Source organism: Brevundimonas staleyi (assembly GCF_041893865.1).
GTDB lineage: Bacteria > Pseudomonadota > Alphaproteobacteria > Caulobacterales > Caulobacteraceae > Brevundimonas > Brevundimonas staleyi.
The window spans coordinates 1,219,224-1,246,111 of record NZ_CP169082.1 but is presented as its reverse complement, the minus strand read 5'-3'; the positions used below and the strand labels follow the sequence as shown (position 1 = coordinate 1,246,111).

Annotated in this window: 25 protein-coding genes; 14 read left to right on the top strand and 11 right to left on the bottom strand. The window is 68.3% G+C overall.

Going from position 1 to position 26,888, the window contains the following annotated elements; all coding sequences use genetic code 11:
• Positions 1-31 precede the first annotated feature (31 nt).
• The 6 genes from ACETK8_RS06220 to ACETK8_RS06195 form a co-directional block, all read right to left on the bottom strand.
• The gene (locus ACETK8_RS06220) at positions 32-1,093 is read right to left on the bottom strand and encodes an SGNH/GDSL hydrolase family protein (protein WP_374038647.1); all 1,062 of its coding nucleotides are present in this window, start codon (positions 1,091-1,093) and stop codon (positions 32-34) included.
• Positions 1,093-1,374, bottom strand: a complete 282-nt coding sequence (locus tag ACETK8_RS06215; protein ID WP_374038646.1) for a spike base protein, RCAP_Rcc01079 family — start codon at positions 1,372-1,374, stop codon at positions 1,093-1,095. Before ACETK8_RS06215 ends, ACETK8_RS06220 begins: the two co-directional genes overlap by 1 nt.
• 193 nt (positions 1,375-1,567) lie before the next feature.
• Entirely contained in the window at positions 1,568-3,973 is a 2,406-nt protein-coding gene (locus tag ACETK8_RS06210; protein ID WP_374038645.1) for a PAS domain-containing protein, read from the bottom strand.
• Between the two features lie 49 nt (positions 3,974-4,022).
• Positions 4,023-4,505, bottom strand: coding sequence for a YcgN family cysteine cluster protein (locus tag ACETK8_RS06205; protein ID WP_374038644.1), 483 nt, complete (start codon positions 4,503-4,505; stop codon positions 4,023-4,025).
• Between the two features lie 42 nt (positions 4,506-4,547).
• Positions 4,548-4,886, bottom strand: coding sequence for a DMT family transporter (locus ACETK8_RS06200; protein WP_374038643.1), 339 nt, complete (start codon positions 4,884-4,886; stop codon positions 4,548-4,550).
• Positions 4,883-5,464 (bottom strand): TetR/AcrR family transcriptional regulator, encoded by a 582-nt coding sequence (locus tag ACETK8_RS06195; protein ID WP_374038642.1) that lies wholly within the window; start codon positions 5,462-5,464, stop codon positions 4,883-4,885. Before ACETK8_RS06195 ends, ACETK8_RS06200 begins: the two co-directional genes overlap by 4 nt.
• 85 nt (positions 5,465-5,549) lie before the next feature.
• On the opposite strand from ACETK8_RS06195, the gene ACETK8_RS06190 reads away from it, so the two are divergent.
• The 8 genes from ACETK8_RS06190 (at position 5,550) to ACETK8_RS06155 (ending at position 13,771) form a co-directional block, all read left to right on the top strand.
• Positions 5,550-7,367 (top strand): ABC-F family ATP-binding cassette domain-containing protein, encoded by a 1,818-nt coding sequence (locus tag ACETK8_RS06190; protein ID WP_374038641.1) that lies wholly within the window; start codon positions 5,550-5,552, stop codon positions 7,365-7,367.
• Positions 7,368-7,431: 64 nt separating this feature from the next.
• Positions 7,432-7,602, top strand: coding sequence for a hypothetical protein (locus tag ACETK8_RS06185; RefSeq protein WP_374038640.1), 171 nt, complete (start codon positions 7,432-7,434; stop codon positions 7,600-7,602).
• A 10-nt stretch (positions 7,603-7,612) separates the two neighbouring features.
• The gene (locus ACETK8_RS06180) at positions 7,613-8,377 is read left to right on the top strand and encodes a hypothetical protein (RefSeq protein WP_374038639.1); all 765 of its coding nucleotides are present in this window, start codon (positions 7,613-7,615) and stop codon (positions 8,375-8,377) included.
• An 814-nt stretch (positions 8,378-9,191) separates the two neighbouring features.
• Positions 9,192-10,226 (top strand): ABC transporter substrate-binding protein, encoded by a 1,035-nt coding sequence (locus ACETK8_RS06175; protein ID WP_374038638.1) that lies wholly within the window; start codon positions 9,192-9,194, stop codon positions 10,224-10,226.
• The gene (locus tag ACETK8_RS06170) at positions 10,219-10,962 is read left to right on the top strand and encodes an ABC transporter ATP-binding protein (protein WP_374038637.1); all 744 of its coding nucleotides are present in this window, start codon (positions 10,219-10,221) and stop codon (positions 10,960-10,962) included. The genes ACETK8_RS06175 and ACETK8_RS06170 overlap by 8 nt, the downstream gene beginning before the upstream one ends.
• Entirely contained in the window at positions 10,959-11,720 is a 762-nt protein-coding gene (locus ACETK8_RS06165; protein ID WP_374038636.1) for an ABC transporter permease, read from the top strand. The genes ACETK8_RS06170 and ACETK8_RS06165 overlap by 4 nt, the downstream gene beginning before the upstream one ends.
• Positions 11,721-11,816: 96 nt before the next feature.
• Positions 11,817-12,662, top strand: a complete 846-nt coding sequence (locus ACETK8_RS06160) for a hypothetical protein (RefSeq protein WP_374038635.1) — start codon at positions 11,817-11,819, stop codon at positions 12,660-12,662.
• The gene (locus ACETK8_RS06155; RefSeq protein ID WP_374038634.1) at positions 12,659-13,771 is read left to right on the top strand and encodes a DUF2336 domain-containing protein; all 1,113 of its coding nucleotides are present in this window, start codon (positions 12,659-12,661) and stop codon (positions 13,769-13,771) included. Before ACETK8_RS06160 ends, ACETK8_RS06155 begins: the two co-directional genes overlap by 4 nt.
• A 60-nt stretch (positions 13,772-13,831) precedes the next feature.
• Here ACETK8_RS06155 and ACETK8_RS06150 read toward each other — a convergent pair whose 3' ends face one another.
• The 3 genes from ACETK8_RS06150 to cysK form a co-directional block, all read right to left on the bottom strand.
• Positions 13,832-14,260 carry a MucR family transcriptional regulator gene (locus tag ACETK8_RS06150; protein WP_374039357.1) on the bottom strand — a complete coding sequence of 143 codons (429 nt, stop codon included), beginning with the start codon at positions 14,258-14,260 and terminating at the stop codon, positions 13,832-13,834.
• 170 nt (positions 14,261-14,430) lie between these two features.
• Positions 14,431-15,651 (bottom strand): DUF2336 domain-containing protein, encoded by a 1,221-nt coding sequence (locus tag ACETK8_RS06145; RefSeq protein ID WP_374038633.1) that lies wholly within the window; start codon positions 15,649-15,651, stop codon positions 14,431-14,433.
• A gap of 46 nt (positions 15,652-15,697) precedes the next feature.
• Positions 15,698-16,672, bottom strand: coding sequence for a cysteine synthase A (gene cysK, locus ACETK8_RS06140; protein WP_374038632.1), 975 nt, complete (start codon positions 16,670-16,672; stop codon positions 15,698-15,700).
• A gap of 279 nt (positions 16,673-16,951) precedes the next feature.
• Between cysK and ACETK8_RS06135 the strand changes: the two genes are divergently transcribed.
• Complete coding sequence (locus ACETK8_RS06135) at positions 16,952-20,260, top strand: PAS domain S-box protein (protein ID WP_374038631.1); 3,309 nt, start codon at positions 16,952-16,954, stop codon at positions 20,258-20,260.
• Here ACETK8_RS06135 and ACETK8_RS06130 read toward each other — a convergent pair.
• Together ACETK8_RS06130 and ACETK8_RS06125 are read right to left on the bottom strand one after the other, a co-directional pair.
• Positions 20,257-21,720 carry a methyl-accepting chemotaxis protein gene (locus ACETK8_RS06130; RefSeq protein WP_374038630.1) on the bottom strand — a complete coding sequence of 488 codons (1,464 nt, stop codon included), beginning with the start codon at positions 21,718-21,720 and terminating at the stop codon, positions 20,257-20,259. The two genes, ACETK8_RS06135 and ACETK8_RS06130, sit on opposite strands and share 4 nt — an antisense overlap.
• A 119-nt stretch (positions 21,721-21,839) precedes the next feature.
• On the bottom strand, positions 21,840-22,322 hold the full coding sequence (locus ACETK8_RS06125) for an Lrp/AsnC family transcriptional regulator (RefSeq protein ID WP_374038629.1): 483 nt from the start codon (positions 22,320-22,322) through the stop codon (positions 21,840-21,842).
• A gap of 84 nt (positions 22,323-22,406) precedes the next feature.
• Here ACETK8_RS06125 and ACETK8_RS06120 point away from each other — a divergent pair, with 84 nt between their 5' ends.
• The 5 genes from ACETK8_RS06120 to ACETK8_RS06100 all read left to right on the top strand — a co-directional run bounded on the left by ACETK8_RS06120 (position 22,407) and on the right by ACETK8_RS06100 (position 26,838).
• Positions 22,407-23,327: an EamA family transporter gene (locus ACETK8_RS06120; protein WP_374038628.1), complete on the top strand. Its 921-nt coding sequence runs from the start codon at positions 22,407-22,409 to the stop codon at positions 23,325-23,327.
• A 187-nt stretch (positions 23,328-23,514) separates the two neighbouring features.
• Positions 23,515-23,799, top strand: a complete 285-nt coding sequence (locus ACETK8_RS06115) for a hypothetical protein (RefSeq protein ID WP_374038627.1) — start codon at positions 23,515-23,517, stop codon at positions 23,797-23,799.
• Between the two features lie 49 nt (positions 23,800-23,848).
• Positions 23,849-25,192, top strand: a complete 1,344-nt coding sequence (gene fliI / locus ACETK8_RS06110; protein WP_374038626.1) for a flagellar protein export ATPase FliI — start codon at positions 23,849-23,851, stop codon at positions 25,190-25,192.
• Between the two features lie 16 nt (positions 25,193-25,208).
• Positions 25,209-25,619: a flagellar export protein FliJ gene (locus ACETK8_RS06105; RefSeq protein WP_374038625.1), complete on the top strand. Its 411-nt coding sequence runs from the start codon at positions 25,209-25,211 to the stop codon at positions 25,617-25,619.
• 196 nt (positions 25,620-25,815) lie between these two features.
• A complete protein-coding gene (locus ACETK8_RS06100) occupies positions 25,816-26,838 on the top strand; it encodes an endo-1,4-beta-xylanase (protein WP_374038624.1) in 1,023 nt (340 codons plus the stop codon).
• The last annotated feature ends 50 nt before the right edge of the window (positions 26,839-26,888 follow it).

Sequence of the window (26,888 nt, the reverse complement as noted above, 5' to 3'; positions counted from 1 at the left end):
TGTCTGTGACGCCGGTCTCGCCGGCGATGGCTCAGGCGATGCTTCTGTGGATCGCCGCCGCGATCTTGCCGTGCCCCTGAGCGGACGGGTGGGACATATCCAGCATGTCGCCCGCCGCATTGGCCGTGGCGTAGCCGCCCAGAACGTCCGCCAGGTCCAGCGGCGTCTTCAGGCCGTTCGTCGCAGCCAGATCTCGCACATACTGGACGAAGGCCGCGCGATTGGCGGCATAGGTCCCGCCCGTGTCGTTGGGCACGACCAGCAGGACGTCGCCGGTCAGCTTCGCCTTGTCGATCAACCCCTGAACACTGGCCTTGAAGCTCGCCTGGGTCGTCGGCGTGGTCTGATTGTAGTCGTTGATGGCCAGGGTGATGATCGTCAGGTCCGGCGCGATCAAACTGAAGGCGGCGTCGGCCGCATAGGCGGAACCCGAGAAGTCCGACGCCTTCCACCCCGCCACTCCGGCGTTCATCACATCGATGCCGGACGCTGCGGTGTGACAGTTCAGCCCGGACAGGGTCGCCGATCCGTTTCGTGTGATCGACACCGCGTGGAGACCACGCGTCAGCCCGGCCTGCGCGACCGTGACGGTCTGTTTGCTCAACACGCCCCCGCCGGCGGCGAAACTGACCGGCGTCCCGGCGCCGATGGCGACCGTGATCCCGCCGCCCCCATAGGTGAAGACATCGACCGTATCGAAGGCGGTCTGGGGCGTGAACGTCATGGCGTTGGCGGTCGTGGAGTTCAGCCACAGGAACCCGCCCAGGGTCTTCGACCCGTTCTTGGTCCACCCCGCGCCACGCACCATCCGCGCATCATAGGAGACGGCCAGATTGGCGTCCGAGAACAGGTTGGTCTCCCGCCCGCCGCGCGACGTCATCAGACCCGCCAGCCGACGCGGCCAGGCGTCCGCCCGTACCACCGAACCGAAGCCTGCGGTCGTGCTGTCGCCGAGACAGAGCACCCTGGCCCGTCCCTGCCCGGCCTGGGCGCGTCGCACGGCCGCGGACCACAGCGGCAGACCCGCGACCTCGAACCGACGCCCGGCGATCGCTCCACCCGGCGCCGCGTGCGGATAACCGAAGGACAGCATCAGTCGAACAGGGCCACCAGCGACCCGGCCGTCGTGCCCGTCGCCATCACCCGCGCGCACTGGATCGGCATATAGCCGACCGGGTGCCCGACGAAGGTCACCGCCGCCCCACCCGGCGAAGCCACCGGGACGACGCGCACATCGCCGGTCACCCCGACGTAGAGCGCCTTGGCCAGGTTCGGCAGATCGGTCGTGTCGTTGGGCGTCACCGCCTCGGCGCGGCGCGCGGGCGCGGACGGCGCAGGCGCGAACGCGGCATAGGCATCCGGGCTGGATGGCATGATCGTCTCCTCGATTTCGGATGTCGGAGGCGGTCGCCGGGCCCGCTCACCGCGTCGCCCCTTTTCCCGCCATGCCCAAACCATAGGGGATCAGCGTCATTGGGCTCGCAAATCGGCTCTTAAGAGTTCCGACCTTTGAAATCTAAGGCGTATTCGGACGATCCTTTGCCAACTTCGGCCGGATCCTTGACAGTCAGGCGGCCTTTGCGGCCCCGGTTTCGTCCCTGGACTTCAACGCCCCGGCGATGGTCGCGATCAGTTCGCCGATCTGGATCGGCTTTCCGACGTGACCGTCCATCCCGGCTTCGGCGCAGGCGTCGACCTGCTCGGGCTGGACATTGGCGGTCAGAGCCAGGATCGGCGTCGAGGCTCTCGGCCCCTCCAGCGCCCGGATGGCCCGCGACGCGTCCATCCCGTCCATGACCGGCATATGCACGTCCATCAGGATCAGGTCGTAGTCTTCGCTCGAGGCGGCCTGAACCGCCTCCGCCCCGTCACACACGGCGTCCAGCGCCACGCCCCATCCCGACAGGATGATCCGCACCAGCTCCCGGTTCGCCGGCGCATCATCGGCCAGCAGGATCCGCGTGCCGGGCGCCAGGCCCACGGCGTCCTCGGCCTCGGCCTCGGCCGTCTCCTCGGCCTCCAGCAGCGGAACCTCGAACCAGAAGGTCGAGCCTTCGCCCGGCCGGCTGTCCGCCCCGATCTGGCCGCCCATCAGCTCGATCAGCCGGCGCGAGATCGCCAGCCCCAGACCCGTCCCGCCATAGACCCGCGTCGTCGACGCATCGGCCTGGGTGAACCGGTCGAACAGGGCGGCGATCTTCTCCGGCGCGATCCCGATGCCGCTGTCCGTGACCGCGACCCTCAACCTTGACCCGGCGCGCCCGACGTCCAGCCGGATCCCGCCCGAAACCGTGAACTTCACCGCATTGGACAGGAAGTTCAGCGTCACCTGCCGCAGCCGGCCCTCGTCGCCCAGAACCGCGGCGGGCAGGTCGTCCGCGACCGCGATCGTCAGCCCGACCCCCTTGGCCAGACACTGGGTTTCCACGATCGCCGCCGCGCCCCGCGCCATGGCCTCCGGATCGAACGCCGCCGCATCCAGACTGACCGCCTCGGCTTCCAGCTTGGAGTAGTCCAGGATGTCGTTGATGACGCTCAGCAGCGCCTCCGACGCCGTCGCGATCCGGTCGGCATAGCGCCGCTCGGCCTCAGGCAAGGCCGCGCTGTCCTGCAACAGGCTGGAGAAGCCGATCACCGCCGTCAGCGGCGTCCTCAGCTCGTGGGACATGTTGGCCAGGAACTCTGACTTCACCCGCGCCGCCGCCTCCGCCACGTCGCGCGCCGCAATAAGTTCGGCCTCCAGCCGCTTGGTCTCGGTGATGTCGCGCACCACGTCGTGGAAGGCCGTGACCTTGCCCTCGGCGTCCCGGATCAGGGTCGTCCGCGCTTCGAACCATCTCACCGACCCGTCGCGATGCACCCCGCGATACCGCACGCCGCTGGACGCCTGTCCGACCGGCAGTTTCACCAGGGCCCGGAAGCTCTCCGCCAAGGCCGGCACATCCTCCGCCAGGATCATGTCGGTCACAGGCCGCCCAACCACCTCCGCCGGCGTCTTGCCGCTCGAGGTTTCCACCGACGGCGAGGCATAGGTCACGATCCCGTCGATGCCGTAGGTGATGATGATGTCCGTGGCCCCATCGGCCAGCATCCGATAGCGCGCCTCGCTCTCGACGATCCGGGCGTGGGCCGTCTCGGCCTCCGTCACATCCTGGAACACGCCGTACAGCGCACTGACCCGTCCTTCCGGATCGCTCTCGGCCATGCCGCGCGACACGACGATCCGCGCCTCGCCGTCGCCCCGCACGATCCTCAGCCGGAACTCATAGGGCTCGCCCGTCTCGATCGTCCGCTGGATGCAGCTCCGGACCTCGGCCCGGTCGTCGGGATGATAGAAGCCGACCGCATCGTCATAGCCGGGGTCGAAGGTCTCCCGACTGACGCCGTGAATCCGGTAAACCTCGTCCGACCAGAAGACCTTGTTGGTGGCCAGTTCCAGCCGCCAGTGACCGACGCCCGACATCTGTTCGGCCATCCTGAGCACACCCAGCTGCTCGTCGATCCGACGCGTCGCCGCCGTCTGATCCAGGATGTCGCCCGCCATCCCGGCCATCAGCTTCAGCGCGTCCAGCATCTGCTCGCCGGGCCGAGGCCGCGGCTTCACATCCAGCACCGAAAACGCCCCGACCGTCCGGCCGTCCGCCGTCGTGATCGCCGCCCCCGCATAGAATCTGATCCCGTCCGGCCCGGTCACCATCGGGTGGGCGTTGAACGGCGCCAGGGCGGTGGCGTCCTCGACCACCAGCACCCCGCTCGGCCCCATGGCGGCCACGACCTGCGACACGCTCTGTTCGCGGGGCATCGACCCCATCGAGATCGGCACATTGGAGCGGAACACGGTCCGCTCGCCGTCCAGCACGGACAGCATGATGACAGGGGTGTCGAATATGGTGCAGGCAAGCGTCACCAGCCGGTCGAACGCCGCCTGATCTCCTCCCTGCTCCCTCTCTGTCACAACGCGCTCTGCGGTCATGCGGATCTCCGTCCAGAGACGAAGATGACGGTGACATCCGAAGTTTTCGTTAGCGCGATCCGGAGCTTGGCTGTTCCAGCCCGCGTTCCTCGATCCAGTCCGACGCGTCGTGGTCGATCGCGTCCTCCGGCTGATCCAGCTCTTCCTCCGAGATCGTCTGCCCCCGGACCGAGACGTTCGCCGTATGCACCGTCTCCGGATCGCCCGACACCAAGGGGTGCCACCAGGCCAGCCCGCGCCCCTCATGCACGCGCCGGTATCCACACGACTTCGGCATCCACTGCAGCGCCTGGATGTTCCACGGCGTCAGCTTGATGCAGTCCGGCACCTGCTCCTTGCGGTTGGCATAGTCCGTACAGGCGCACAGCTGCCCGTCGAACAGCTTGCAGTGGACCCGCGTTGGAAAGACCTCGCCCGTATCCTCGTCCTCGAACCGGATCAGGCAGCACAGGCCGCACCCGTCGCACAGGCTCTCCCACTCCTCGCGGGTCATCTGATCCAGGCGTTTGGTCTGCCAGAAGGGGGCGGTCATCCGCCGCCTCTTACGCCCCGATGCAGGCGATGTCGCGACCGATCAGTGCCCCGTGGCCTTGGAGAACAGGTTGATCACCACCACCCCGCCCACGATCATCGTCAGCCCCAGCAGCGCCGGCGCATCCAGCTTCTGCCGGAACACCACCAGGCCGATGACGGAGATCAGCACGACGCCCAGCCCGCTCCAGACCGCATAGGCGATCCCTACCGGCATCTGCCTGAGGCAGATCGACAGCAGATAGAAGGCCAGGCCGTAACAGGCCGCCATCCCCAGCGTCGGCCACAGCCGCGTGAACTGCTCGCTCTTCTGCAGCAGGGTCGTCCCCGCCACCTCGAACCCGATCGCGCCCAGCAAGGCCGCCCAGGTCAGCGGGCTCATTCCGCCGGCTCCAGCATGGCCGGATGACCGGGCGTCAGCAGGGACAGCATCGCCTTCCTCTGCTCGGGCGAAATCTCGTGAACCCCGAACAGGTCCGACATCCACAGACCGTCCGCCAGCAGCCTCAGCAACAGGGCGTCATCCGCCCCGACGGGATCGCAGGGGTCGTCCTTCGTCACTTCTCGCACCCACTTCGTCCACCGCGCCGCCAGGCTCGGCTCCATGGCGCAGGCCGCCAGGATGATGCGACCGACGCTGACGTCCGCGGGCGTCACCGTGTCGTTGATCGTGACCCTCAGATAGGCCCGCGCGTTTCTCCCATAGGGCTCCGGATCCCGCGCCGCCTCGGTCAGGATGGCCTCGGTGAACATCTGTCCCAGATGATCCACCATCCCCTCCAGCAGCGCCGTCTTGGTCGGGAAGTGGTGCAGCACCGCCCCCTTGCTGAAGCTCGTCCGCGCCGCCACCGCGTCCAGAGTGAAGCCGCCCGTGCCGCCTTCCGACGCCACCTCCACGGCCTTGTCCAGGATTTCAGCGCGGGTGGTTTCGGGGGCGCGACGGCGAGCGAGAGCGTTCATGCGCGCTACATACCGTCCGGACGGTATGTGTCAATCACCCGAGTTCGATGGCGAGACCTCCGCCCGTCCTCTATATGCGCCCGCCATGGCTCCCCGTTCCTCTCCCCGTCCGCCCCTCGTCGCCCTCAAGGACGTCCGTCTCCAGGACGGCCAGCGCCCCCTGTTCGACGGCGTAGATCTGTCGATCGAGCCGCGCACCCGGTCCTGCCTCGTGGGCCGCAACGGCGCCGGCAAGTCGACCCTGATGAAGGTCGTCATGGGCCTGATCGAGCCCGACAGCGGCAATCGCACCATCAACGGCGCGGTCAAGTTCGCCTATGTGCCGCAGGAGCCCCTGATCGCCGGCGACACCCTGTCGGACTACGCCACCTCCAACGGCGCCGACCACTGGACCGCCGACGCCTGGCTCGAGACCTTCGGCATGGACCCGCACAAGTCCACCAAGGGCCTGTCCGGCGGCGAGACGCGTCGCGCGGCCCTGGCCAAGGCCTTCGCCGAGGAGCCCGACCTGCTCCTGCTCGACGAGCCGACCAACCACATGGACATCATGGCGATCGAGCTTCTCGAGAACGAGATCATCAACGCCAAGTCCGCCGCCCTGATCGTCTCCCACGACCGCGCCTTCCTGAACCGCGTCACCCAGTCCTGCCACTGGCTTGAAGGCCGCCGCGTCCGCACCCTGAACAAGGGTTTCGACGCCTTCGACGAGTGGGCCGCCAAGACGATGGAAGAGGAAGCCATCGCCTTCGAGAAGCTGACCAAGACCATCGAGCGCGAGACGGCCACCTTCTACTCCTCCATCACCGCCCGCCGCAGCCGCAACGAGGGCCGCGCCCGCAACTTGGCGGCTCTGCGCGCCGAACGCGCCGAACAGGCCCGCGACCGTCCGCGCGAGATGCAGCTCGGCGTCGACTCCGGCGGTACTTCGGGCAAGCTGGTCGCCGATCTCAAGGGGATCACCAAATCCTTCGGCGACCGGGTCGTCATCAAGCCCTTCACCAGCCGCATCATCCGCGGCGACCGCCTGGCCATCGTCGGCCCCAACGGCGCGGGCAAGACCACCCTGGTCAAGATCATGCTGGGCGAGCTGGAGCCCACGGCCGGCACGGTCAAACTCGGCGCGGCCCTGGAGACCGTCTACCTCGACCAGTCCCGCGAGGGGCTGAAGTCCGACATGACCCTGTGGGACGCTCTGACGCCCGGCGGCGGCGACTCGATCATCGTGCGCGGCCATTCCAAACACGTCGCCGCCTACGCCAAGGACTTCCTCTTCACCGACGCCCAGCTGCGCCAGCCGATCTCGACCCTGTCGGGCGGCGAGCGCAACCGGCTGCTGCTGGCCCTCGCCCTGGCCAAGCCCGCCAACATGCTGGTCCTCGACGAACCGACCAACGACCTCGACATGGACACGCTCGACAAGCTGGAAGAGCTGCTGGAGCAGTACGACGGCACCCTGATCCTGGTCTCCCACGACCGCGACTTCGTCGACCGCCTGGCCACCTCGACCATCGGCATGAACGGCCGGGGCGACATCGTCGAGACCCCCGGCGGCTGGACCGACTTTATCGGCCAGAACCCGGACTTCCTCAAACCCAAGGTCGCGACCCCGGCTGCGTCGAAACCCGCCGTCGCTACACCTGCGCCCCCTCCGCCGCCCGCCAAACCCGGCAAACTCTCCTTCAAGGACCAGCACCGCCTGAAGGAGCTGGACACCCTGATCGCCGCCCTGCCGGGCGAGATCGCGACCCACCAGAAACGCCTCGACGACGTCAACTTCTACAGCCGCGACCCCTCCGGCTTCGCCTCCACCATGAAGGCCCTCGAAGCCGCCCAGGAAAAGCTCGACGCCGCAGAGATGGAATGGCTGGAGCTGGAAGAGAAGCGCGAGGCCCTGGCGGGCTGACGCACTTGCGTTCGGGGTCGAAATCCCCAACTGTGCTAAGGAACGAGCGAGAGCGGAGGCGAAGATGACTGGAACGAAGTTGACCTCGGACGCCGCTATCGCGACCGGCCCGACGCTGCTCAAGGTCTATGGCAGCTGGTCCAAGATGTTGGCGAATGGCGAACTGCGACCTGACGGGGTCATTGTCGTGAAGCCCAAGCCCGCCCCCAGACCTAAGGCGAAAGCCGCCGCCTGAAGTGCCCTGAATGGCGATCACCCTGACGGTCGCCTGGGCTTTGTTCGTGCTGGCGCCGGGGCTTGCGGTCTTCGCAGGCCTGTTCCTTTCAAAAGGCAAGGATGTCGTCCATCCGGCCGCGCCCGCACCGACGTCGTTGATCTCTCTGGCGATCGTCGTCTTCGGCGCTTTGGGGACGCATTCCATCGCGGCGGTCGGCTTGCTTCTCAACGACATCGCCGGTGAGTTCACCGAGTGGAGAGTGCCATTCGACCCAAATGTCTATCGGTTCTTCCTCGGCGACAGGAAGGCCGATCGGCTGGGAACCGAGATCGCTCTTTTGTTGGTTCAACTGCTCGGCCTGTCTGCGCTGGGCTTCCTCGCCGCCCGGCGCGTGGCCCGGAACGCCAGCCCGAACTCGACACTGCACGCCTTGCTGTACGGGTGGCTAAGCCCGGTCATCGGCCAACTTCAGCCTGAAGCCGGCTACCAGAAGCATCTGATCGCCTGGGTGGTCACGGACCTCGAAATGAGCGACCTCCCCATTGGCTACGAAGGACAGGTCGAGACCATCTCGCTCACGGGTGACAAGCAGGTCGCCTGGCTGACTCTTCGAAATTGCGAAACCTTCGTCATAGGACGGGAAGGCTCTGCACGGCGCCAAACCGTCGCTCGAGAAACGCCCATCCCGCGCATGCAGATCGAAGGCGGCCACATCACCAATCTGGCCTACGCGGTTGCTCTCGTCCCGGACACCATCATCCCGGCCGAAACTGTGGACAAGCCAAACCGCTGATCCGCCAAGGCGAATCTCGTCCGTCCACAGAAGTTAACAAGATTGTCCACCGACGTTCGCCGGATGCTGCACATCCCAGCGATTTCAGGCGCTTGCCGTCTAACGGATTTGGCGCGAACGTCAACAGGCCGAGGGACACGGCGGCGCGGAAATCCGGTGAGAGCCGGAACTTCAAGCGGGTCGGTCCGGCTCTCTGACCAAGGATCCAAAGGCGCTTTCGGGCGACGGCGGAAAGACCGGGCAGGGTCCAGGCCCCAGGCTTCCGGCGCTTCGGCGTCGAGGCGGACGGGAACCGGATCGGGATCGATGAACGACGGCGGGGACGCAATCTCCGACGGACCGGCATCGGACAGGAGCCGCCAGGATACAGCCGACCGTCTCCGGGTTCGCCTGCGGACGCTGACGCCAGGGCCCTGAACCTCAATGGCCAAGTCCCAACCCGGACTTGGCGAGGGGACGAGGAGTTTCGGTTCGCCGGGGCTTGTCGTCCCCTCGCTCAATTCTGGAGTGGGCTACCGCTCAGCGCGCGGCGCTTCGCTGCTTGAGCCCCTCCGACCTATTCGTCTCCTCCCTGTCGCGCAGCGATGGGGAGGTGGCAGCGAGCCCTTCGCGAGCTGACGGAGGGGGCGACGGGGTCTCGACGCGCGAGCACCACGAGCCCTCACTTCGACATCACCTCGCCCCCTCCGTCACGGCGCTGAAGAAGCGCCGCGCCACCTCCCCATCGCTTCGCGACAGGGAGGAGACAGGCCTGGTCGTTCGACACGACAAGCGTCACCTTCCCTTGCGCGCCCTCCGGCCCTAGTTTGCGGCGATGCAGCGTCGCTCGACTCAACCTGTCGTCAGCCGCCGGCTCGTTCTCGCGGGCGGCGTCGCCGTGACCGCCATGGGCCTGGCCTCCTGCGGCGATCAGCAGGCGCCCGTCGACGACCAGGGCCGCGTCCGCATCCGCTTCGCCACCGACTGGCGCGCCCAGGCCGAGCATGGCGGCTTCTACCAGGCCCTGGCCTCGGGCGCCTACGAACGGCGCGGCCTGAACGTCCAGATCGTCCAGGGCGGTCCCGGCGTGAACGTGCCCCAGCTTCTGGCCTCCGGCGCCGTCGAACTGGGCATGGGCTCCAACAGCTTCATCCCGATGAACCTCGTGGCCGAGGGCGCCCCGGTGAAGGCCGTCGCCGCCTTCTTCCAGAAGGACCCCCAGGTCCTGATCGCCCACCCCGACCCTGAGCTGGAGAGCATCGCCGACCTCGCCGGCCGTCCCTTCCTGCTGGCGGACGCCTCCATCACCGCCTTTTGGGTCTGGCTGAAAGCCAAATACGGTTTCACCGACGATCAGGTCCGCAAATACAACTTCAACCCGGCCCCCTTCCTCGCCGACGAGCGAGCGGTGCAGCAGGGCTACCTGACCTCCGAGCCCTATACGATCGAGAAGGAGGCCGGCTTCGACCCGCGCGTCTTCCTGCTCGCTGACGAAGGCTACCCCTCCTACGCCACCATGGTCCTGTCGCCAGACGGTTTCGCGCGGGACAACGGCGCGGCGCTCCGCAGCTTCATCGCCGCCTCGGCCGAGGGCTGGCGCGACTACATCCGGGGCGACCCGGCCGCCGCCGACGACCTGATCAAGAAGGCCAACCCCGAGATGACCCAGGACATCCTGGATCAGGCCCGCACCAAGCTCAGCGAGAACGGCATCGTCGATTCCGGCGACGCCGCCCTCTATGGCCTGGGCACCATGACCGACGAGCGGTGGCAGGCCTTCTTCGACGTGACCTCACAGGCCGGTGTCTACCCCGCCGACCTGCGTTGGCGCACCGCCTTCACCGACGACTTCCTGCCCGGCCGTGGCTGACGCCGTCGCGGGCCTCGCCGACGTCCGCATCGACTATCCGGGACGCGCCCTCCTCGGCCCGCTGACCCTCGGCGTCGGCCCGCGTGAGATCGTCGCCCTGGTCGGAGCCTCCGGCGCCGGCAAGTCCACCGCGCTCCGCCTCCTCGCCGGCCTCGAACAGCCCGCCTCCGGCGCCGTGACCCGCCCCGCGGGCCGGACCGGGTTCGTCTTCCAGAGCCCGACCCTGATGCCCTGGGCCGACGCCCGCACCAATGTCGCGCTGCCGCTAGAACTGTCCGGCGTCCCCGCCGCCGAGGCCCGCCGCCGCGCCGACGACGCCCTCGCCGCCGTGGGCCTTGGCGACCGCACCACAGCCCGTCCGCGCCAGCTGTCCGGCGGCATGGCCATGCGCGTCTCCCTCGCCCGCGCCCTGTCGATCCAGCCCGATCTCCTCCTGCTGGACGAGCCCTTCGCGGCGCTGGACTCCATCACCCGCCGGGGCCTGATCGAGGACCTGCACCGCCTCTGGGCCGCCCGCTCGATGGCCGTCGTCTTCGTCACCCACGACGTGGAGGAGGCCGCCTATCTGGCCGGGCGCGTCGTCGTCCTGTCCGCCGCCGACGGCCACGTCGTCGCCGATCTGCCCATGCCCGGCCCCCTGCCCCGCCCTGCCGACTGGCGACGCGACCCCGCCTATCGAGAGGCCGTCGAAACCGTGGCCGAGGCGCTGGACCGCTCCATGGAGCGCCCGGCATGAAACGCCTCCTCGACGCCCTGCCCGCCCTCGCCCTGACCGCCACCCTTCTGGCGATCTGGGAGGCGTCCGTCCGCCTGCTCCATGTCCCCGTCTACTTCCTGCCCCCGCCCAGCGACGTCGCCCGCGCGCTGATCGACAACGGCCCCATCCTCGCCGGCTCGGCGCTCCAGACCTTCTGGATGGCGCTGAAGGCCCTGATCGTCGCGGCCCTGATCGGCGGCGGTCTCGCGATCAGCGTCTCTCTCAGCCGCCCGGCCGAGCGCGCCGTGGCCCCGCTCGCCGTGACGCTTCAGGTCACCCCCGTCGTCGCCATCGCCCCCCTGGTCCTGATCTGGTTCGGGCTCGACCACGCCGACCGCGCCGTGACGGCCCTCGCCGCCGCCATCGCCTTCTTCCCCATCTTCTCGGGCGTCCTGACCGGGCTGAAGTCCGCCGACCCGGATCTGGAGCGTCTGTTCGACCTGCATGCCGCCACGCCCCTGCAACGCCTCTGGCGTCTGCGCCTCCCCTCCGCCCTGCCCTTCGCCCTGGAGGGTCTGCGCGTCGCCGCCGGTCAGGCGGTCGTCGGCGCCGTGGTGGCCGAGTTCGTCTCCGGCTCGGGCGCCGCGCAAGGCCTGGCCTGGCGTCTGCTCGAGGCCGGAAACCGTCTGCGCACGGCCGATCTCCTGGCCGCCCTCGTCTGCCTCGCCGTCCTCGGTCTGGCGCTCAACGCCGCGACTCGCCTGATCGAGCGCCGGATCCTGCGCGACCAGACCTGAACGTCGAGGCCTGAAACCTTTACGCTCGTTAGCGCGGGGTTAAGCCGCATCCGGCTAGGCTTGACCATTCGTTCCTCTCCGAACGGGAGCCCGCCCTTGCCGCATCGCGCCCCTCGCCTCCTGACGCTTGTTCTTGCGACAGCGGGCGCGTGCCTCGTCACGACCGCGGCGAGCGCCCAGACCGCCCCGTCTTCCGGCCGCTACCTGACCTGGGCCAATCGTCCGGCCGGCACCACGCCCGCCGACGTGACCGCCGCCCAGAACCGCGCCCGCACCGGCATCATCCCGCGCCGCGTCGCACCCTCGCAGTCGCCCTACCAGCCGGTGATGCAGGCCCCGGTCTCCAACATCGCCACGTCACGCGGCCTGACCCCGGCCAGCGCCTGGATCGGCCCGCGCGTCACCCCCGCCTATGCGCCCGGCGCGCCCGATCCCGTCGGCGACGTGACCGCGATGGTCGCTCCTCCGATCGCCCCGACCGTCAGCCAGCCCGCGCCCCAGCCGCAACCCGTTCAGCGCGCCGCCGTCGATCCGATGGCCCCGCGTCGCGACGCCCCGGTCCTGAACATGCCCCGCGCGCCCCAGGCGCCGGCTGCCCAACAGGCTCCCACCCCGACTCAGGCTCCGGTCCAGCAACAGGCTGCCGCCGACCCCATGGCGCCGCGCCAGGACGCCCGCATCTTCCAGATGCAGCAGAACGCACCGCAAGGTCAGGCCCCGGCCGCCCTGCCCGCGCCCGCCGCGTCCGGCCAATCCGGTCCGCGCTACTATTCGGTCCATCGCGAGGCGGGCCACCGCCCCGATCCGACCGCCCTGCCCGAACCCGTCTACTTCGACAGCGTCACGCTCGACCTCGCCGATCAGCCCGCGCAGGAGCTGCCGCTTCGCGACGCCCAGGGCCGTCGCCGCGTGGTCCCGAACCAGGATCCGACCCTGCCATGAGCGACGCCGCCTTCGCCCCGGTGGAGACGGGCTCGCGCCTGCCCGATCTGATCCTCCTCGCCCAGGAGCCCTCCAGCGAGAAACGCCGGGCCCTGCTGCGCGAACTGACCGAGCATTTCTTCGGCGCGGCCCAGCGCAGCGCCGCCGAGGACGCCCTCTACGATTCCGTCCTGACCGACCTCACCGCCGAGATGGAGACCGCCGTCCGCGCCGAGCTTTCGGCCCGGTTCGCCCTGTCCCCCGACGCCCCGCGCGGCCTGATCCGTCGCCTGGCGAACGACGAGGTCGCCGTGGCCGATGCGGTCCTGCGCGCCTCCACCGTCCTGACCGACGATGATCTGTTGGGCGTCGTCCGCTCCAAGGGGCAGGCGCACCTTCGCGCCGTGTCCGAGCGCGCGACCGTCTCCGAGGCCGTCTCCGAAGTCATCGTCGAACGCGGCGACGACGAGACCCTGGGCACGCTCCTCCGCAACGACGGCGCCCGTCTGTCGCGCACCGCGACCGAGACCGCCGTCGAACGCGCCAAGGCCAATCCGGCGCTCCACGAGGCCGCGGTTCAGCGCAAGGGTCTGCCCGCCGACCTGCTCAACGACATGTATTTCGTCGTCGAGGCCCGGCTGCGTCAGCAGATCCTCGAACAGAACGCCTCGATGGACCCGGCCCTGCTGGAAAGCGCCCTGGCCGCCGGTCGCGCCCGCGTCGCCACCGAGGACGGCGCCCTGCCGGCCGACTATTCGGAATGCCTCGCCTATGTCGAGGAACTGAAGGCCGCCAACCAGTTGACCCCGACCATGCTGGCCCGCTTCCTCCGCTCCGGCTCCAAGACCTCCTTCCTGATCGCCCTGGCCCAGCTGGCCGATGTGGACTTCCACACCGCCCAGCAGATCGTGGAGAAGAAGGAGCTCGACGCGCTGGCGGTCATCTGCAAGGCGGCGGACCTGGACCGCTCCCTGTTCCTGACCTTCGCCGTCGTCATCATCGGCGGCGAGGAAAACGCCATGGGCAAGGCCGGCGGCTACGCCAAACTCTACGCCGAGCTTCAGCGCGACGCGGCCCTCAGGACCCTGCGCTTCTGGCGGATGCGCCGGGGCACGGCCCAGGCCGCCTGACGCAGCAAAACGCCCGCCTCCTTCCGGAAGCCGGCGTCCTGATCTCGAAACGTCCGAAGACTATTTCTTGGCGCGGGTGGCGCGGGCCGGTTTGCGACCGCCCTGGCCCAGACCCATCTGCTTGGCCAGGTCCGAACGGGCCTTGGCGTAGTTCGGGGCGACCATCGGGTAGTCCTTGGGCAGGTTCCACTTGGCGCGGTATTCTTCCGGGCTCATGTCGTACTTGGTGCGCAGGTGGCGCTTCAGTGACTTGAACTTGCGACCGTCTTCCAGGCAGATCAGGAAATCGGGGCTGATCGACTTGCGGATCGGCACGGCCGGTTCCTTGACCTCGGGCTCGACCTCGACGACGCCGGTCGAAACCTGGGACAGGGCGGCGTGGATATTGGCGATCAGCGACGGCAGGTCATTGGCCGCGACGCTGTTGTTGCCGACATAGGCCGAGACGATGTCGGCGGTCATTTCAAGAAGTTCGGACCGGTCGTCCAGTCTTGCAGCGTCCACGAGCTTTTCCTTGCCTGTTCTTGTCGCGCGATGGCGATTCTGATCTGGCAGATACGGATGTTCGGACGCGAAAGCAATGCGCCTGTGGACAGAACGCCTGCTTATGTCGTGCAACAGTCGCGCGAACTATAGTTCGACTGTGTCTCTGCGTGGTTTCACCGGCCGAAGTTCTCGGCCAGAGCCATCATCGCCGCGCGCTCCGGCGTCGAATATTCATCCAGCGCCACATCGTCACCTTCGCGGATCGCCTTCAGCAGTTCAGGCGACAGGGCCGAGGACAGAGACCAGTTCCAGTAACGCAGCACCGTCTGGGCGCGATCGACCGCCAGCATCTCATAGGTGACCTGAACCCGGTCCCAGTCGGGATGGACCAGGCCGTCGGCGGTCGTCTCGGGACGGCGCACCGAACGCCACAGGTTCTGCAGATCGACTCGCGACATGCCCGTGGCCTTGCACAGGATGGCCAGGGGTTCGCCGCCGACGTCGCCCATGATCTTCGCGCCGGTCAGGGGTTTGATGCCGGCCAGATAGGCGATCTCGGCCGCCACCTGGCGGTTCAGCCCGTCGCGACCGGCGATGGTCACCGCGTGTTCCAGACTTTCGTAGGGGCTCTTCTCGATGGCGGCGCGGTTGCGTTGCCGCCGCTCGATGAACTGCAGGGCCTTGCGCGAGACCGGGTCCTGCCAGCCCTCCTCGGCGGCCATGGCGAAGACGTCCTCCACCACCTCCTGCATGACCTCGCGGCTGACGGCGAAGCGCTGCAGGATGGTCTTGCGATCCTCGGCCGGGGCCCACCAGAACATGACGTAGGCGCCCGAGGGCCTCAGCTCCGGACGGCGCAACAGATGGCCGCACAGCACCGGCATCTGACGGCTCAGCGCCACGATATGCTCGACCCCGCTCTGCGACAGGCGGGCCGTGGTGTTCTTGAGCAGGCATTCGATCACCCCCTGCTCGTTGAAGCTGATCAGGGTCTCGGTCACCACCTCGGTCAGGCCGCGACGGCCGGCCATCAGGAACCGGTGCTCCGGCCCCGTGTCCTGGGCGCAGGCCACGAGATCGGCGTCGCTCAGAGAGGCGCACTGTTCCAGCAGCAGCCCCGCGATCGGCGGCTCATCCCGCAGCAGCATCCGCGCCAGACTGTTCGGCAGTTCGGCCAGGGGCGCGAGGCGTTGCGCCACCCGCTGGCGTTCACGAGGGGCGGCCAGACGCAGCATCTCGACCAGCAGATCGCCCGTCACCGCGCGCTCGAAGGCGTTCACCCGGCTGCCCGGCAGGGAGACGACGTCCGCCAGCCGCTTCAGCAACGCGTGGCGCGCCCGGAAGGCGGGCTGCGGAGCCTCTTCAATGGGAGCGACGAGCGCCGGATCAGACATGACGTCACAGCCTAAATCCTCGCGGGTTAACCGCCGGTTGTCGCTGTCACAGTCCTTCGAACAGGGCCGTGGACAGGTAGCGCTCGGCGAAGCTGGGGATGATGACCACGATGGTCTTGCCTGCGTTCTCGTCCAGCGCCGCCAGACGGAAGGCGGCGGTCAGGGCCGCGCCGGATGAGATGCCGACCGGGATCCCCTCGACCTTCGCGACCTTCCTCGCCATCTCGAAACTGTCCTCGTTGGAGACCTGTTCGACGGCGTCGATGACCGAGCGGTCCACGATGGACGGGATGAAGCCCGCGCCGATGCCTTGAATCTTGTGCGGCCCCGGCTCGCCGCCCGACAGCACCGGCGAGGCGGTCGGCTCCACGGCGACCATCTTCACCGAGGCCTTCTTCTCCTTCAGCGCCTGACCGACGCCGGTGATGGTGCCGCCCGTGCCGACGCCGGCCACGACGATATCCACCGCGCCCGCCGTGTCGTTCCAGATCTCTTCCGCCGTGGTCGAGCGGTGGATGGCCGGGTTGGCGGGGTTCTCGAACTGCGAGGGGCTGACGGCGCCCGGCGTGCGCTCCAGCAGTTCGGCGGCCATGGCGATGGCGCCCTTCATCCCCTTCTCGGCCGGGGTCAGGACCAACTCGGCGCCCAGCAGGGCCAGCATCTTGCGCCGCTCGATCGACATCGATTCCGGCATGACCAGCACCAGCCGATACCCCTTGGCCGCCGCCACGAAGGCCAGGGCGATCCCGGTATTGCCAGAGGTCGGCTCGATCAGCACCGAGCCCGCCTTGATCTTCCCGGTCGCTTCCAGCGCCTCGATCATCGCCACCCCGATCCGGTCCTTCACCGAGGCGATCGGGTTGAAGAACTCCAGCTTGGCCAGCACGCGGGCCTTGGGCTGGTGCTCGGCCGACAGGCGCGGCAGGCCGACCAGCGGCGTATCGCCGATGGTGTCGACGATCGAGTCATAGACCTTGCCGCGACCTTGGGTCTGGCGGGCGTTCGGGGCGGTGTCGGACATGGGGAGCTCCGGCTGGTCGCTGGGGAAAATGTGAGTCGAGATAGTCCAGAGAGTCGGGTTCGGCCCCATGAGAACGAAGCCGAAAGAGTCCGGTTTCCGTTCCTGAAGCGTGGCCTCAAGGGGACATAGGGCTGTCGTCGCGACAGACAACCTCTGTCCGTGGACCCTTTCAAGCTTTACCGCGTTTGCGACAATTCGCGGCGGCCGGAAGAGCCGCCTGGGGGCCCTCCGCTGTCTGAACCGCTTTCCGTATCGCAGTTTCCCGCCGGCGCCGGCGAGATGGCCGGGCGCGTGCGCGCGCTGGACTGGTCATCCACGCCCCTGGGCCCCCTCGACGCCTGGCCCCAGAGCCTGAAGACCATCGTCGGCATGCTGCTGGCCGCGCCCAATCCCATGGTCCTGCTGTGGGGGGCCGAGGGCGTCCTGATCTACAACGACGGCTACGCGCGGTTTGCCGGTCAGCGCCATCCCGCCCTTCTGGGCATGGGCGCCCGCGAAGGCTGGCCCGAGATCGCCGACTTCAACGACGGGAATATTCGTCGCGGTCTGGCCGGAGAATCCTGGTCCCTGCGCGACCAGGAGCTGGAGCTGGATCGCAAGGGTCAGCCCGAGCCGGTATGGATGGACCTGGACTATGCCCCCGTCCCCGACGAAACGGGTCGTCCCGCCGGGGTGATGTGTTTCGTCACCGAGACCACCGACCGGGTTCAGGCCGACCGGCTGACGCGCCAAACCAACGAGCGGCTGCAGCTTGCCCTCTCGGCCGGACGCGGCGTCGGCACTTGGGATTGGGACATCGTCACCGACCGGGTCGTCGCCGACCAGAGATTCGCCGAACTCTACGGCGTCGATCCGATGCTGGCCCGCCGGGGTGCGCCCCTGTCCGAGTTCTTCAAGGCCATGCACCCCGACGACGCTGTCCGCGTCGGCGAGGAAATCCAGCGCACTCTCAAGACCCGCAGTCCCTTCCGCTCCGAGTACCGGCTGGTCCAGGCCGACGGCGAGGTCCGCTGGGTCGCCGCCGAGGGTCGGATCATCGCCGACGAGAATGGCAAGGCCGTCCGCTTTCCCGGCGTCACCTTCGACATCACCGACCGGCGCGCGCGGGACGCGGCGATGGCGGAGACCGAGAGCCGCTACGACGCCCTGTTCAACTCGACCACCACCGGCTTCTGCATCGTGCAGATGAAGTTCGACGAGGACATGCGCCCGGTCGACTACATGATCGTCGAGGGTAACCCAGCCTACGAGGAACTGACCGGCCTGCATGGCTCCACCGGCAAATGGGTGTCGGACATCGCGCCGGGGCTGGAGCAGCACTGGTTCGACCTCTACGGCGGCGTCGCCCTGACGGGGCAGCCGGTGCGGTTCGAGAATCCGGCCGACATCTTCGGTCGCTGGTACGATGTCGAAGCCCTGCGGATCGGCGACCCGGATCGGCATCAGGTCGCCATCCTGTTCACCAACATCACCGACCGGAAACAACAGGAGGTGCGTCAGGCGGCCCTGCTCAGGCTGAACGACGCGCTTCGCGACCTGACCGACCCGGAAGAGATCGCGGCCACCTCCTCGGCCATCCTGGCCGATGCGCTGGACGTGACCCGCGCCGGTTACGGCGTGATGGACATGGACGCCGAGACCATCACCATCGCCCGCGACTTCAACGCGCCGGGCATGACCAGCATCGCCGGGACGCTGCGGTTCCGGGACTTCGGCTCCTACATCGACGACCTGGCGCGGGGCGAGACCGTCCTGGTCACCGACACCCGCACCGACCCCCGCACAGCCGCCACCGCGGACGCCCTGGCCGGTATCGGCGTGTCCTCCTTCATCAACATGCCGCTGAAGGAACAGGGCCGGGTCGTGGCGATGGTCTTCGTCAACAACGTCGCCACGCGTCACTGGACGGAGGGCGACAGCGACCTGTTGCGCGAGTTCGCCGCCCGCGTCCGCATCGCCATCGAACGCGCCCGCGCCACCGCCGAGCTGGAAGAATCCGAGACCCGCTATCGCACCCTGTTCAACGAGATGGACGAGGGTTTCTGCGTCATCGAGTTCATCGACGGACCGCACGGGCCGGACAGCGACTACATCCACATCGACGCCAACCCCGCCTACGCCGCCAACGCCGGGATCGAGAACGTCGTCGGCCAGAAGCTGCGCGACATGGTGGGCGATGAGGCCGACGCCTGGGTCGAGCGCTATGGCGCCGTGCTGCGAACCGGCAAGCCGATCCGCTTCGAACAGGAACTGGTCGCCACAGGCCGCTGGCTGGAACTGTCCGCCTTCCGCGTCGAGCCGCCGGAGCGGAAACAGGTCGCCGTCCTCTTTCAGGACCTGACCGCGCGCAAGGCCGCAGAGCTCGAGCTACAGTCGCTAAACGCCACCCTCGAGGAACGCGTCGTCGAACGCACCGAGGAACTGACCCGCGCCCACGAGGCCCTGCGTCAGTCCCAGAAGATGGAGGCGGTGGGTCAACTGACCGGCGGCATCGCCCACGACTTCAACAACCTGCTGGCCGGCATCTCCGGCTCTCTGGAACTGCTCGGCAAGCGGCTGTCGGAAGGCCGGCTGAACGGGATGGAGCGCTATATCGACGCCGCGCAGGGGTCCGCCCAGCGCGCGGCGTCGCTGACCCAGCGGTTGCTGGCCTTCTCGCGCCGCCAGACGCTGGACCCCAGGCCGACCGACGTGAACCGTCTGATCAACGGCATGGACGACCTGATCCGGCGCAGCATCGGGCCGGACGTCGAGCTGGAAGTCGTCGGCGCCGGCGGTCTGTGGGCGACCAAGATCGACCAGTCGCAACTGGAAAACGCCCTCCTCAACCTCTGCATCAACGGCCGCGACGCCATGGCCCCGGCGGGCGGACGCCTCACCATCGAGACCTCGAACAAGTGGCTGGACGATCGGTCCGCCCGCGCCCGCGACCTGCCGCCCGGCCAGTATGTCTCGCTCTGCGTGACCGACACCGGAACCGGCATGCCGCCCGAGGTCCAGGCCCAGGCCTTCGACCCCTTCTTCACCACCAAGCCCCTGGGCCAGGGCACGGGTCTGGGCCTGTCGATGATCCACGGCTTCGTGCGCCAGTCAGGCGGCCAGGTCCGGATCTATTCCGAGATCGGCAAGGGCACGACCATGTGCCTCTATCTGCCGCGCTATCAGGGCGATGTGGACGGCGACGAGGATGTCGGCATCACCCCCGTCGCAGAGGGCGGGCACGGCGAGACCGTCCTGATCATCGACGACGAGGAGACGGTGCGGATGCTGGTCGCCGAGGTCCTGGGCGACGCCGGCTACAACGTCATCGAGGCGCCGGACGGCCCCTCGGGTCTGGAGATCCTGCGTTCGGACCGGCGCATCGACCTGTTGATCTCCGACGTCGGCCTGCCCGGTGGGATGAACGGACGACAGGTGGCGGATGCCGCGCGCGTGTCACGGCCCGACCTGAAGGTCCTCTTCATCACCGGCTATGCGGAGAACGCGGCGGTCGGCAACGGCCTGCTGGCGCCCGGCATGGAGGTCCTGACCAAGCCCTTCGTCATGGGCGACCTGGCCGCCAAAGTCCACGACATGATCGAGGCCTAGAACTCTTCCCACTGATCCGCGAGCGCCGCCCCGCCGCCGGCATAGACCCGCAGACGGCTGCGTTCGCGCACCGGCGCGCGGGCGACGGCCTGCACCGCGGCCGCGCCGGTGTTGAACCGCCCGACCAGTTCGGCCAGCTGCTCGGCCTCCATCTTCAGACTGGCGGCGGCGGCGGTGGATTCCTCCACCATGGCCGCGTTCTGCTGCGTCACCTGATCCATCTGGTTCACGGCCGTGTTCACCTGCTGGAGCCCGGTCGCCTGTTCCTGGGCCGAGGCGGCGATCTCGTGAACCAGGCCGTCGATCTCCGCGACGCGACCGACGATGGCCTGAAGCGCCGCCCCGGTCTCGTCCACCAGTCGCACCCCCGCCGCGACCTGGGCGGTCGACGACGTGATCAGAACCTTGATCTCCTTGGCGGCCTCGGCCGACCGCTGGGCCAGGGCCCGGACCTCGGAGGCCACGACCGCGAAGCCGCGCCCGAACTCGCCCGCCCGCGCGGCCTCGACCCCGGCGTTCAGGGCCAGCAGATTGGTCTGGAAGGCGATCTCGTCGATCACCCCGATGATGTCGCCGATCAGGGCCGAGCTCTTCTGGATGTCGCCCATGGCGGTGACGGCCCCGCGCACGACCTCGCTCGACCGTTCGGCTTCCGAGCGCGCCCCGGCGGCGGCCTCGGCGGCCCGCTTCGCTCCGTCCGAACTGCGTCTGACGGTGGCGGTGATCTCGTCCAGGGCCGCCGCCGTCTCCTCCAGACTGGCCGCCTGTTGTTCCGTGCGGCGCGACAGGTCGTCGGACGCGCCCGAGATCTCGTCCGACCCGGTCCGCAGTGCCGACACCGCCGCTCCGACCTGCTCCAGCGCGGCGCGCAGGCTCTCCAGCGCCTCGTTGTAGTCCGTCTTGATCCGGGCGTTGGCGTCGTTCGGTTCGATCGCGACCGAGGTCGTCAGGTCGCCGTCCGACAGGTTCGACAGACTGGCCGCCAGGGCCTCGACCAGGGCGGTCTGGACATGTTCGGCCTCGACCCGCTCGGCCTCGCTCCGCGCCGCCTTGTGTTCGGCCTCGGTGATGTCGACGGCCAGCTTGATGACCCGCACCGGCCGCCCGTCGACGAAGATCGGGTTGTAGGAGGCCTGCAGCCAGATTTCGCGCCCGCCCCTGGCCATGCGCCGGAACTTGCCGGCCGCGAACTGGCCCTTGTTCAGATCGGCCCAGAACCGGGCGTAGTCCGGAGAGGCCGCCTCGGCCGGATCCATGAAGTTGCGGTGATGCGTCCCCCGGATCTCCTCCATCCGGTAGCCCATGGCCTCCAGGAAATTCTCGTTGGCGTCCAGGATCGTGCCGTCGAGATCGAACTCGATCACCGCCTGGGACCGGCCGATCGCGGCCATCTTGCCCTCCAGCGCCTGGAGGGTTTCCGCCTGGATGCGGGCCTGCGCCCGTGCCTGTTGTCCGAACATCTGCTTCCATCCCCGGCCGCGATCGCGACCACCCTTGGTTGCAGAATTACGCGTGACACCGTTACCCAAAACAGAGTCCGACAGTAGGTAGAATCCCTTAGGTCAAAGCCCTGCGCCGGTCAGCGCGACAGCACCGCTCGCGCCGGATCGGGCCCGACGACCTCGCGAATGACGATCATGCTCTTGTAGGCGCGCACCCCCTTCTCGGGGACCATCTCGCGGATGCCGAAGGCCTCGTACTCGGCCATCGACCGAACCGCGACGGTCAGCAGATAGTCGGTCTCTCCCGTCACGTCCCAGCAGCCCTGGATCTCCGGACTGGCGCGCATGGCGGCCTGGAAGGCGTTCATGACCTTGCGGTCCTGGGTGTTCATCTCGACCAGCACATGCAGGACGATGCGCGGCTCCACCCGGGCCGGATCGACGATGGCCACGTCGGCCACGATGACCTTCTCGGCCCTCAGCCGACGCAGCCGGCGCAGCACGGCCGATTCCGACAGGCCCACCGCCTCAGCCGTGACCCGCGCCGGCTCCAGAGCGTTCAGCCGAACCCGCGCCAGCAGCTTGTGGTCGAAGGCGTCAAGCGTGGCGAATTCCGTCATATGATCGACCTTGGTGACGATTTCAGGCGCACTGGAGCCTGAAATCGCCGGGAAGCGCAACCGGCAAACGGCTACCCTGCGGCCATGTCGATGATCGCCCTGCGCCGCACCCTGAACTCGCCCAGCTTCGCCTCCGCCCTCCCCTATGCGGCGCTGCTGGGGGCCATGCTGTCGCTCGCCTTCGGCACCTCCTTCGCCAAACAGATGTTCCCCATGGTGGGCGCCGAAGGGACCGCCGCCCTGCGCGTGGGTCTGGCTGCCCTGATGCTGCTCGCCGTCTTCCGGCCCTGGCGGCTGCGGCTGGGACGCGAGGATCTGAAGCGGGTCCTGGCCTTCGGCCTGGTGCTCGGCCTGATGAACCTGACCTTCTACATGTCGCTCCGGACCATTCCGCTGGGTCTCGCCCTGGCCATCGAGTTCACCGGCCCCCTGACCCTGGCCCTGATCCATGCCCGGCGGCTGATCCATTTCGTCTGGATCGGATGCGCGGCCATCGGCCTGCTGCTCCTCCTGCCGCTCAGCGGGGGCGCCGGATCGCTGGACCCCGTCGGCGTCGGCTTCGCCCTGATCGCGGCCGTCTGCTGGGCCCTCTACATCGTCTTCGGCAAGCGGCTGTCGCACATCCCGTCCGGCCCGTCGGTCGCCATGGGCATGAGCGTCGCGGCCCTGGTCATCCTGCCCTTCGGCGTCGCCACGGCCGGAGCCGGCCTGTTCGCCCCGCCCGTCCTGGTCCTGGCCGTCGTCGTGGCCATCTGCTCCAGCGCCCTGCCCTATTCGCTCGACATGATCGCCATGCGCGGCATGCCCAAGCGGACCTTCGGCGTCCTGCTGAGCGGAGAGCCGGCCATCGGCGCCATGGCCGGGATGATCTTCCTGCACGAACTTCTGACCGGTCAGCAGTGGCTGGCCATCGGCTGCATCGTCGCCGCCTCGGTCGGGGCCATCCTGACCACGGGCAAGGAAGAGGCCGCCCCGACGGACGCCCCCGCGCCCAACCCGAACTGAGAGGCCTACCTGACCCCGCACGGGTTGTGTAACGTTAGATCATTACATATCAGGCTACATGCTATGGCGAGCCCGTGCCGTGGCAGGTCGGAGAGACCTGGGGCCGCACCGCCCTCTCCTTCCTCAACCTGACTAAATACCCGCCGTCGCTCGACTTCTTCTGGTCACCCTCGGCATCGGCGCCCTCTTGCTCGTCGCGCTGGAGCGGGCGCCCGCCGCCCTGACCTCCCTGCTGGCCGTCTTCGGCGGGGCGCCCCTGTTCTTCTACATCGTCCACCTGTTCCTGCTGGGCGCCGCCAATCGCATCTGCCTCGCGATCTGGGGCCCCAATCAGGGCGACTATTTCAGCCTGCCGAACATGGCCTGGATCTGGCTCGCGGCCATGCTCTGCGCCGCCCTGCTGTGGCTGCCCTGCAAGGCCTTCATCGCCCTGAAAGCCCGCCGTCCGCATCCGATCCTGAGCTATCTCTGAGGCCCCGGATTCATGCCGCGTTAACCACGATGCCGCATTCGTTAACGCCATGCGCAACCTCGTGGCCGCCGTCGAAGCGATCGATCCGTTGGTCGTCACCGGCAAGGTGGCGGGCGTCAGCGGCCTGCTGATCGAAGCGCGCGGAGGGCTCAGCCGCCTCGCCGTCGGCGCCCGCGCCGAGATCGGCCGCCGGGGCCAGACGCCACTGCCCGCAGAGGTCGTGGGCTTCCGCGATTCCAAGGCGCTCCTCATGCCCTTCGGCCCGGTCGAGGGCGTGGCCCCCGGCGCCGACATCCACATCATCGGCGAACAGGCCAGCGTCCGCCCGACGACCGCCTGGCTGGGCCGCATCATCGACGCCTTCGGCAACCCCATCGACGGCAAGGGTCCCCTGCCTCAGGGTCCCGCCCCCTACACCCTTCGCGCCTCGCCGCCCCCCGCCCACTCGCGCGGACGGGTCGGAGAGCGTCTGGATCTGGGCGTTCGTTCGATGGACGTCTTCACCACAACCTGCCGGGGCCAGCGTCTGGGCATCTTCGCCGGTTCGGGTGTCGGAAAGTCGGTGCTCTTGTCCATGCTGGCCAAGGAGGCGACGTGCGACGTCGTCGTCGTCGGCCTGATCGGCGAACGGGGCCGGGAGGTCCGGGAATTCATCGAGGAGACCCTGGGCGAAGAGGGCCTGCGTCGCGCCGTCGTCGTGGTCGCCACCTCCGACGAACCGGCGCTGAAGCGGCGCCAGTCCGCCTATATGACCCTGGCCATCGCCGAGTATTTCCGGGATCAGGACATGGAGGTCCTGTGCCTGATGGACTCCGTCACCCGCTTCGCCATGGCCCAGCGCGAGATCGGCCTGGCCGCCGGCGAACCCCCGACGACCAAGGGCTACACCCCCACCGTCTTCACCGAACTGCCGAAACTGCTGGAGCGCGCCGGCCCCGGTCCGATCCGGCCGGACGGCACGACGGCGGGCCCGATCACCGCCCTGTTCACCGTGCTTGTGGACGGCGGCGACCATGACGAGCCCATCGCCGACGCCGTGCGCGGTATTCTGGACGGCCACATCGTCATGGACCGAAAGATCGCCGAGCGCGGCCGTTTCCCCGCCATCGACGTCCTGAAATCCGTCAGCCGGACCATGCCCGGCTGCCAGACGCCGCCCGAGCGCGAGTTGAACAAGCGCGCCCGCCAGTGCCTCAGCGCCTACGCCTCGATGGAAGAGCTCATCAAGATCGGCGCCTACCGCGCGGGCTCCGATCCGATCACCGACAGGGCCATCGCCCTGAACCCCGCGCTTGAAGCCTTCCTGGGTCAGGACAAGGACGACACCACCCGTCTTTCCGATTCCTTTACCCGCCTGGAGGCAATTCTGAACCAGGGCATGGTCCCTCAGTAGTGACTGGATTTAACGCATGACCGCCTGGGCCCACTCGCTGATCCGTATCTCGAACTACGAGGTCGAGACGCTGCAGAAGCGCCTGGCCGAGATTTCGAGCCGCAAGGCCTCCGCCGAAGTCCGTCTGGCCGTGCTGGACGCCGAGATCGAGGTGGAGCGCGAGCGCGCCCGCGCCGACGCCGAGGCCGGCATGCTGCTTCAGGCCTATATGGCCGGCTGGAAGGCCCGCAAGGGCGCGGCCGAAAGCGATCTGGTCGTCCTCGACGCCGAGGAGGCCGGCGCCCGCGACGCCCTGACCGACGCCTATTCCGAGCTGAAGAAGTTCGAACACGTCGCCGAAACCACCCGCCTGAACGCCCTCATCGCCGCCGGCAAGCGCGAGACGGCCGCGTTCGACGAGATGGGTCTGCGTCGGCGCAGCGCTTAACGTCCCTTCTCCCCTTGCGGGAGAAGGTGGCAGCCGAAGGCTGACAGATGAGGGGTACGAGGAGACGGATGCGATGCGTCGAGTAGCCCCCACCGACAAAACCGAGTCTCACCCCTCATCCGACCTCGCTGCGCTCGGCCACCTTCTCCCGCAAGGGGAGAAGGGTATCTCGCGACGTCTGCTCCTCGGCTCCGCCTTGGCCCTTGCAGCTTGCGAGAAGAATGCCTCAGCCGCCCCGGCCGCCGCGGCCACGCCCCTGAAATCCATCGCCCCCTTCCCCATCGGCACGTGCGCCATGACGGGGCATTTCGACGACCGGGCCTGGGTCGATCTCTGCCTGACCCACTGCTCCCAGATCACTCCCGAGTGGGAGATGAAGATGGAATACATCCTGTCGGAGACCGGCGACTACCGCTGGGACGCGCCCGACCGGATCGCCGACTTCTGCACCACCCACGGTCTGCGCCTCTACGGCACGACTCTCGTCTGGTACTCGCAGGACAGCGCGTATTTCCGCTCCCTGCCGCGCGAACGGTTCGGCGCCGAGTACGACCGCTATATCCAGACCGTCGCCGGTCGCTACCGCGGACGCGCCACCGGCTGGGACGTCGTCAACGAGGCGGTGGCCGAGGACGGAAACGGGCTTCGCACCTGCATGTGGTCCGAGGCCTTCGGCCAGGACGGCTACATCATCCGCGCCTTCGAACAGGCGAAGCTGGCCGATCCGGACGCGGTCCTGTTCCTGAACGACTACAATCTGGAGAACCTGCCGACCAAGGGCGCGACCTTCCTGCGTCTGGTCGAGCGGCTGCTGAAAGCCGGCGTCCCCGTCGGCGGCATCGGCACCCAGTCCCACCTCGACATCGAGATCCCCGCCGGCCAGACCGCCGCCTTCTTCCGCCAGGCCGCCCAGTTCGGCCTGCCGATCCATGTCTCCGAACTCGACGCCAGCCTGCGGTCCGAGGGCCGCATCGACCTGCGCTCGCCCCGTCAGAGGCTGGAGCAACAGACCGCCCGCGTCGCCGAGCTCACCGAGGCCTTCATGGACCTGCCCCAGACCCAGAGGTTCGCCTTCACCGTCTGGGGCCTGCGCGACACCGACAGCTGGCTGCGGCGCGACGCCCGCGACGACGGCAAGGACTCACCGCTCCTGTTCAACGCCGCCGGCCGCCCCAACCCCATGTTCACCGCCGTCGCCGACGCCATCCGCGCGGGCTGACCCAGCCTCTCGGTCCGGCCGAAACTCTGACCAAATCTATAACTTTGGTC

Bases quoted from the DNA above. Each gene is read 5' to 3' on its own strand.
- ACETK8_RS06165 (WP_374038636.1), top strand. From the start codon at position 10,959: ATGAAACGCCTCCTCGACGCCCTGCCCGCCCTCGCCCTGACCGCCACC.
- ACETK8_RS06135 (WP_374038631.1), top strand. From the start codon at position 16,952: ATGGCCGGGCGCGTGCGCGCGCTGGACTGGTCATCCACGCCCCTGGGC.
- ACETK8_RS06130 (WP_374038630.1), bottom strand. From the start codon at position 21,720: ATGTTCGGACAACAGGCACGGGCGCAGGCCCGCATCCAGGCGGAAACC.
- ACETK8_RS06125 (WP_374038629.1), bottom strand. From the start codon at position 22,322: ATGACGGAATTCGCCACGCTTGACGCCTTCGACCACAAGCTGCTGGCG.
- ACETK8_RS06185 (WP_374038640.1), top strand. From the start codon at position 7,432: ATGACTGGAACGAAGTTGACCTCGGACGCCGCTATCGCGACCGGCCCG.
- ACETK8_RS06105 (WP_374038625.1), top strand. From the start codon at position 25,209: ATGACCGCCTGGGCCCACTCGCTGATCCGTATCTCGAACTACGAGGTC.
- ACETK8_RS06200 (WP_374038643.1), bottom strand. From the start codon at position 4,886: ATGAGCCCGCTGACCTGGGCGGCCTTGCTGGGCGCGATCGGGTTCGAG.
- ACETK8_RS06145 (WP_374038633.1), bottom strand. From the start codon at position 15,651: ATGTCTGATCCGGCGCTCGTCGCTCCCATTGAAGAGGCTCCGCAGCCC.
- ACETK8_RS06205 (WP_374038644.1), bottom strand. From the start codon at position 4,505: ATGACCGCCCCCTTCTGGCAGACCAAACGCCTGGATCAGATGACCCGC.
- ACETK8_RS06155 (WP_374038634.1), top strand. From the start codon at position 12,659: ATGAGCGACGCCGCCTTCGCCCCGGTGGAGACGGGCTCGCGCCTGCCC.
- ACETK8_RS06175 (WP_374038638.1), top strand. From the start codon at position 9,192: ATGCAGCGTCGCTCGACTCAACCTGTCGTCAGCCGCCGGCTCGTTCTC.
- fliI (WP_374038626.1), top strand. From the start codon at position 23,849: ATGCGCAACCTCGTGGCCGCCGTCGAAGCGATCGATCCGTTGGTCGTC.
- ACETK8_RS06180 (WP_374038639.1), top strand. From the start codon at position 7,613: ATGGCGATCACCCTGACGGTCGCCTGGGCTTTGTTCGTGCTGGCGCCG.
- ACETK8_RS06220 (WP_374038647.1), bottom strand. From the start codon at position 1,093: ATGCTGTCCTTCGGTTATCCGCACGCGGCGCCGGGTGGAGCGATCGCC.
- ACETK8_RS06195 (WP_374038642.1), bottom strand. From the start codon at position 5,464: ATGAACGCTCTCGCTCGCCGTCGCGCCCCCGAAACCACCCGCGCTGAA.
- cysK (WP_374038632.1), bottom strand. From the start codon at position 16,672: ATGTCCGACACCGCCCCGAACGCCCGCCAGACCCAAGGTCGCGGCAAG.
- ACETK8_RS06120 (WP_374038628.1), top strand. From the start codon at position 22,407: ATGTCGATGATCGCCCTGCGCCGCACCCTGAACTCGCCCAGCTTCGCC.
- ACETK8_RS06210 (WP_374038645.1), bottom strand. From the start codon at position 3,973: ATGACCGCAGAGCGCGTTGTGACAGAGAGGGAGCAGGGAGGAGATCAG.
- ACETK8_RS06215 (WP_374038646.1), bottom strand. From the start codon at position 1,374: ATGCCATCCAGCCCGGATGCCTATGCCGCGTTCGCGCCTGCGCCGTCC.
- ACETK8_RS06190 (WP_374038641.1), top strand. From the start codon at position 5,550: ATGGCTCCCCGTTCCTCTCCCCGTCCGCCCCTCGTCGCCCTCAAGGAC.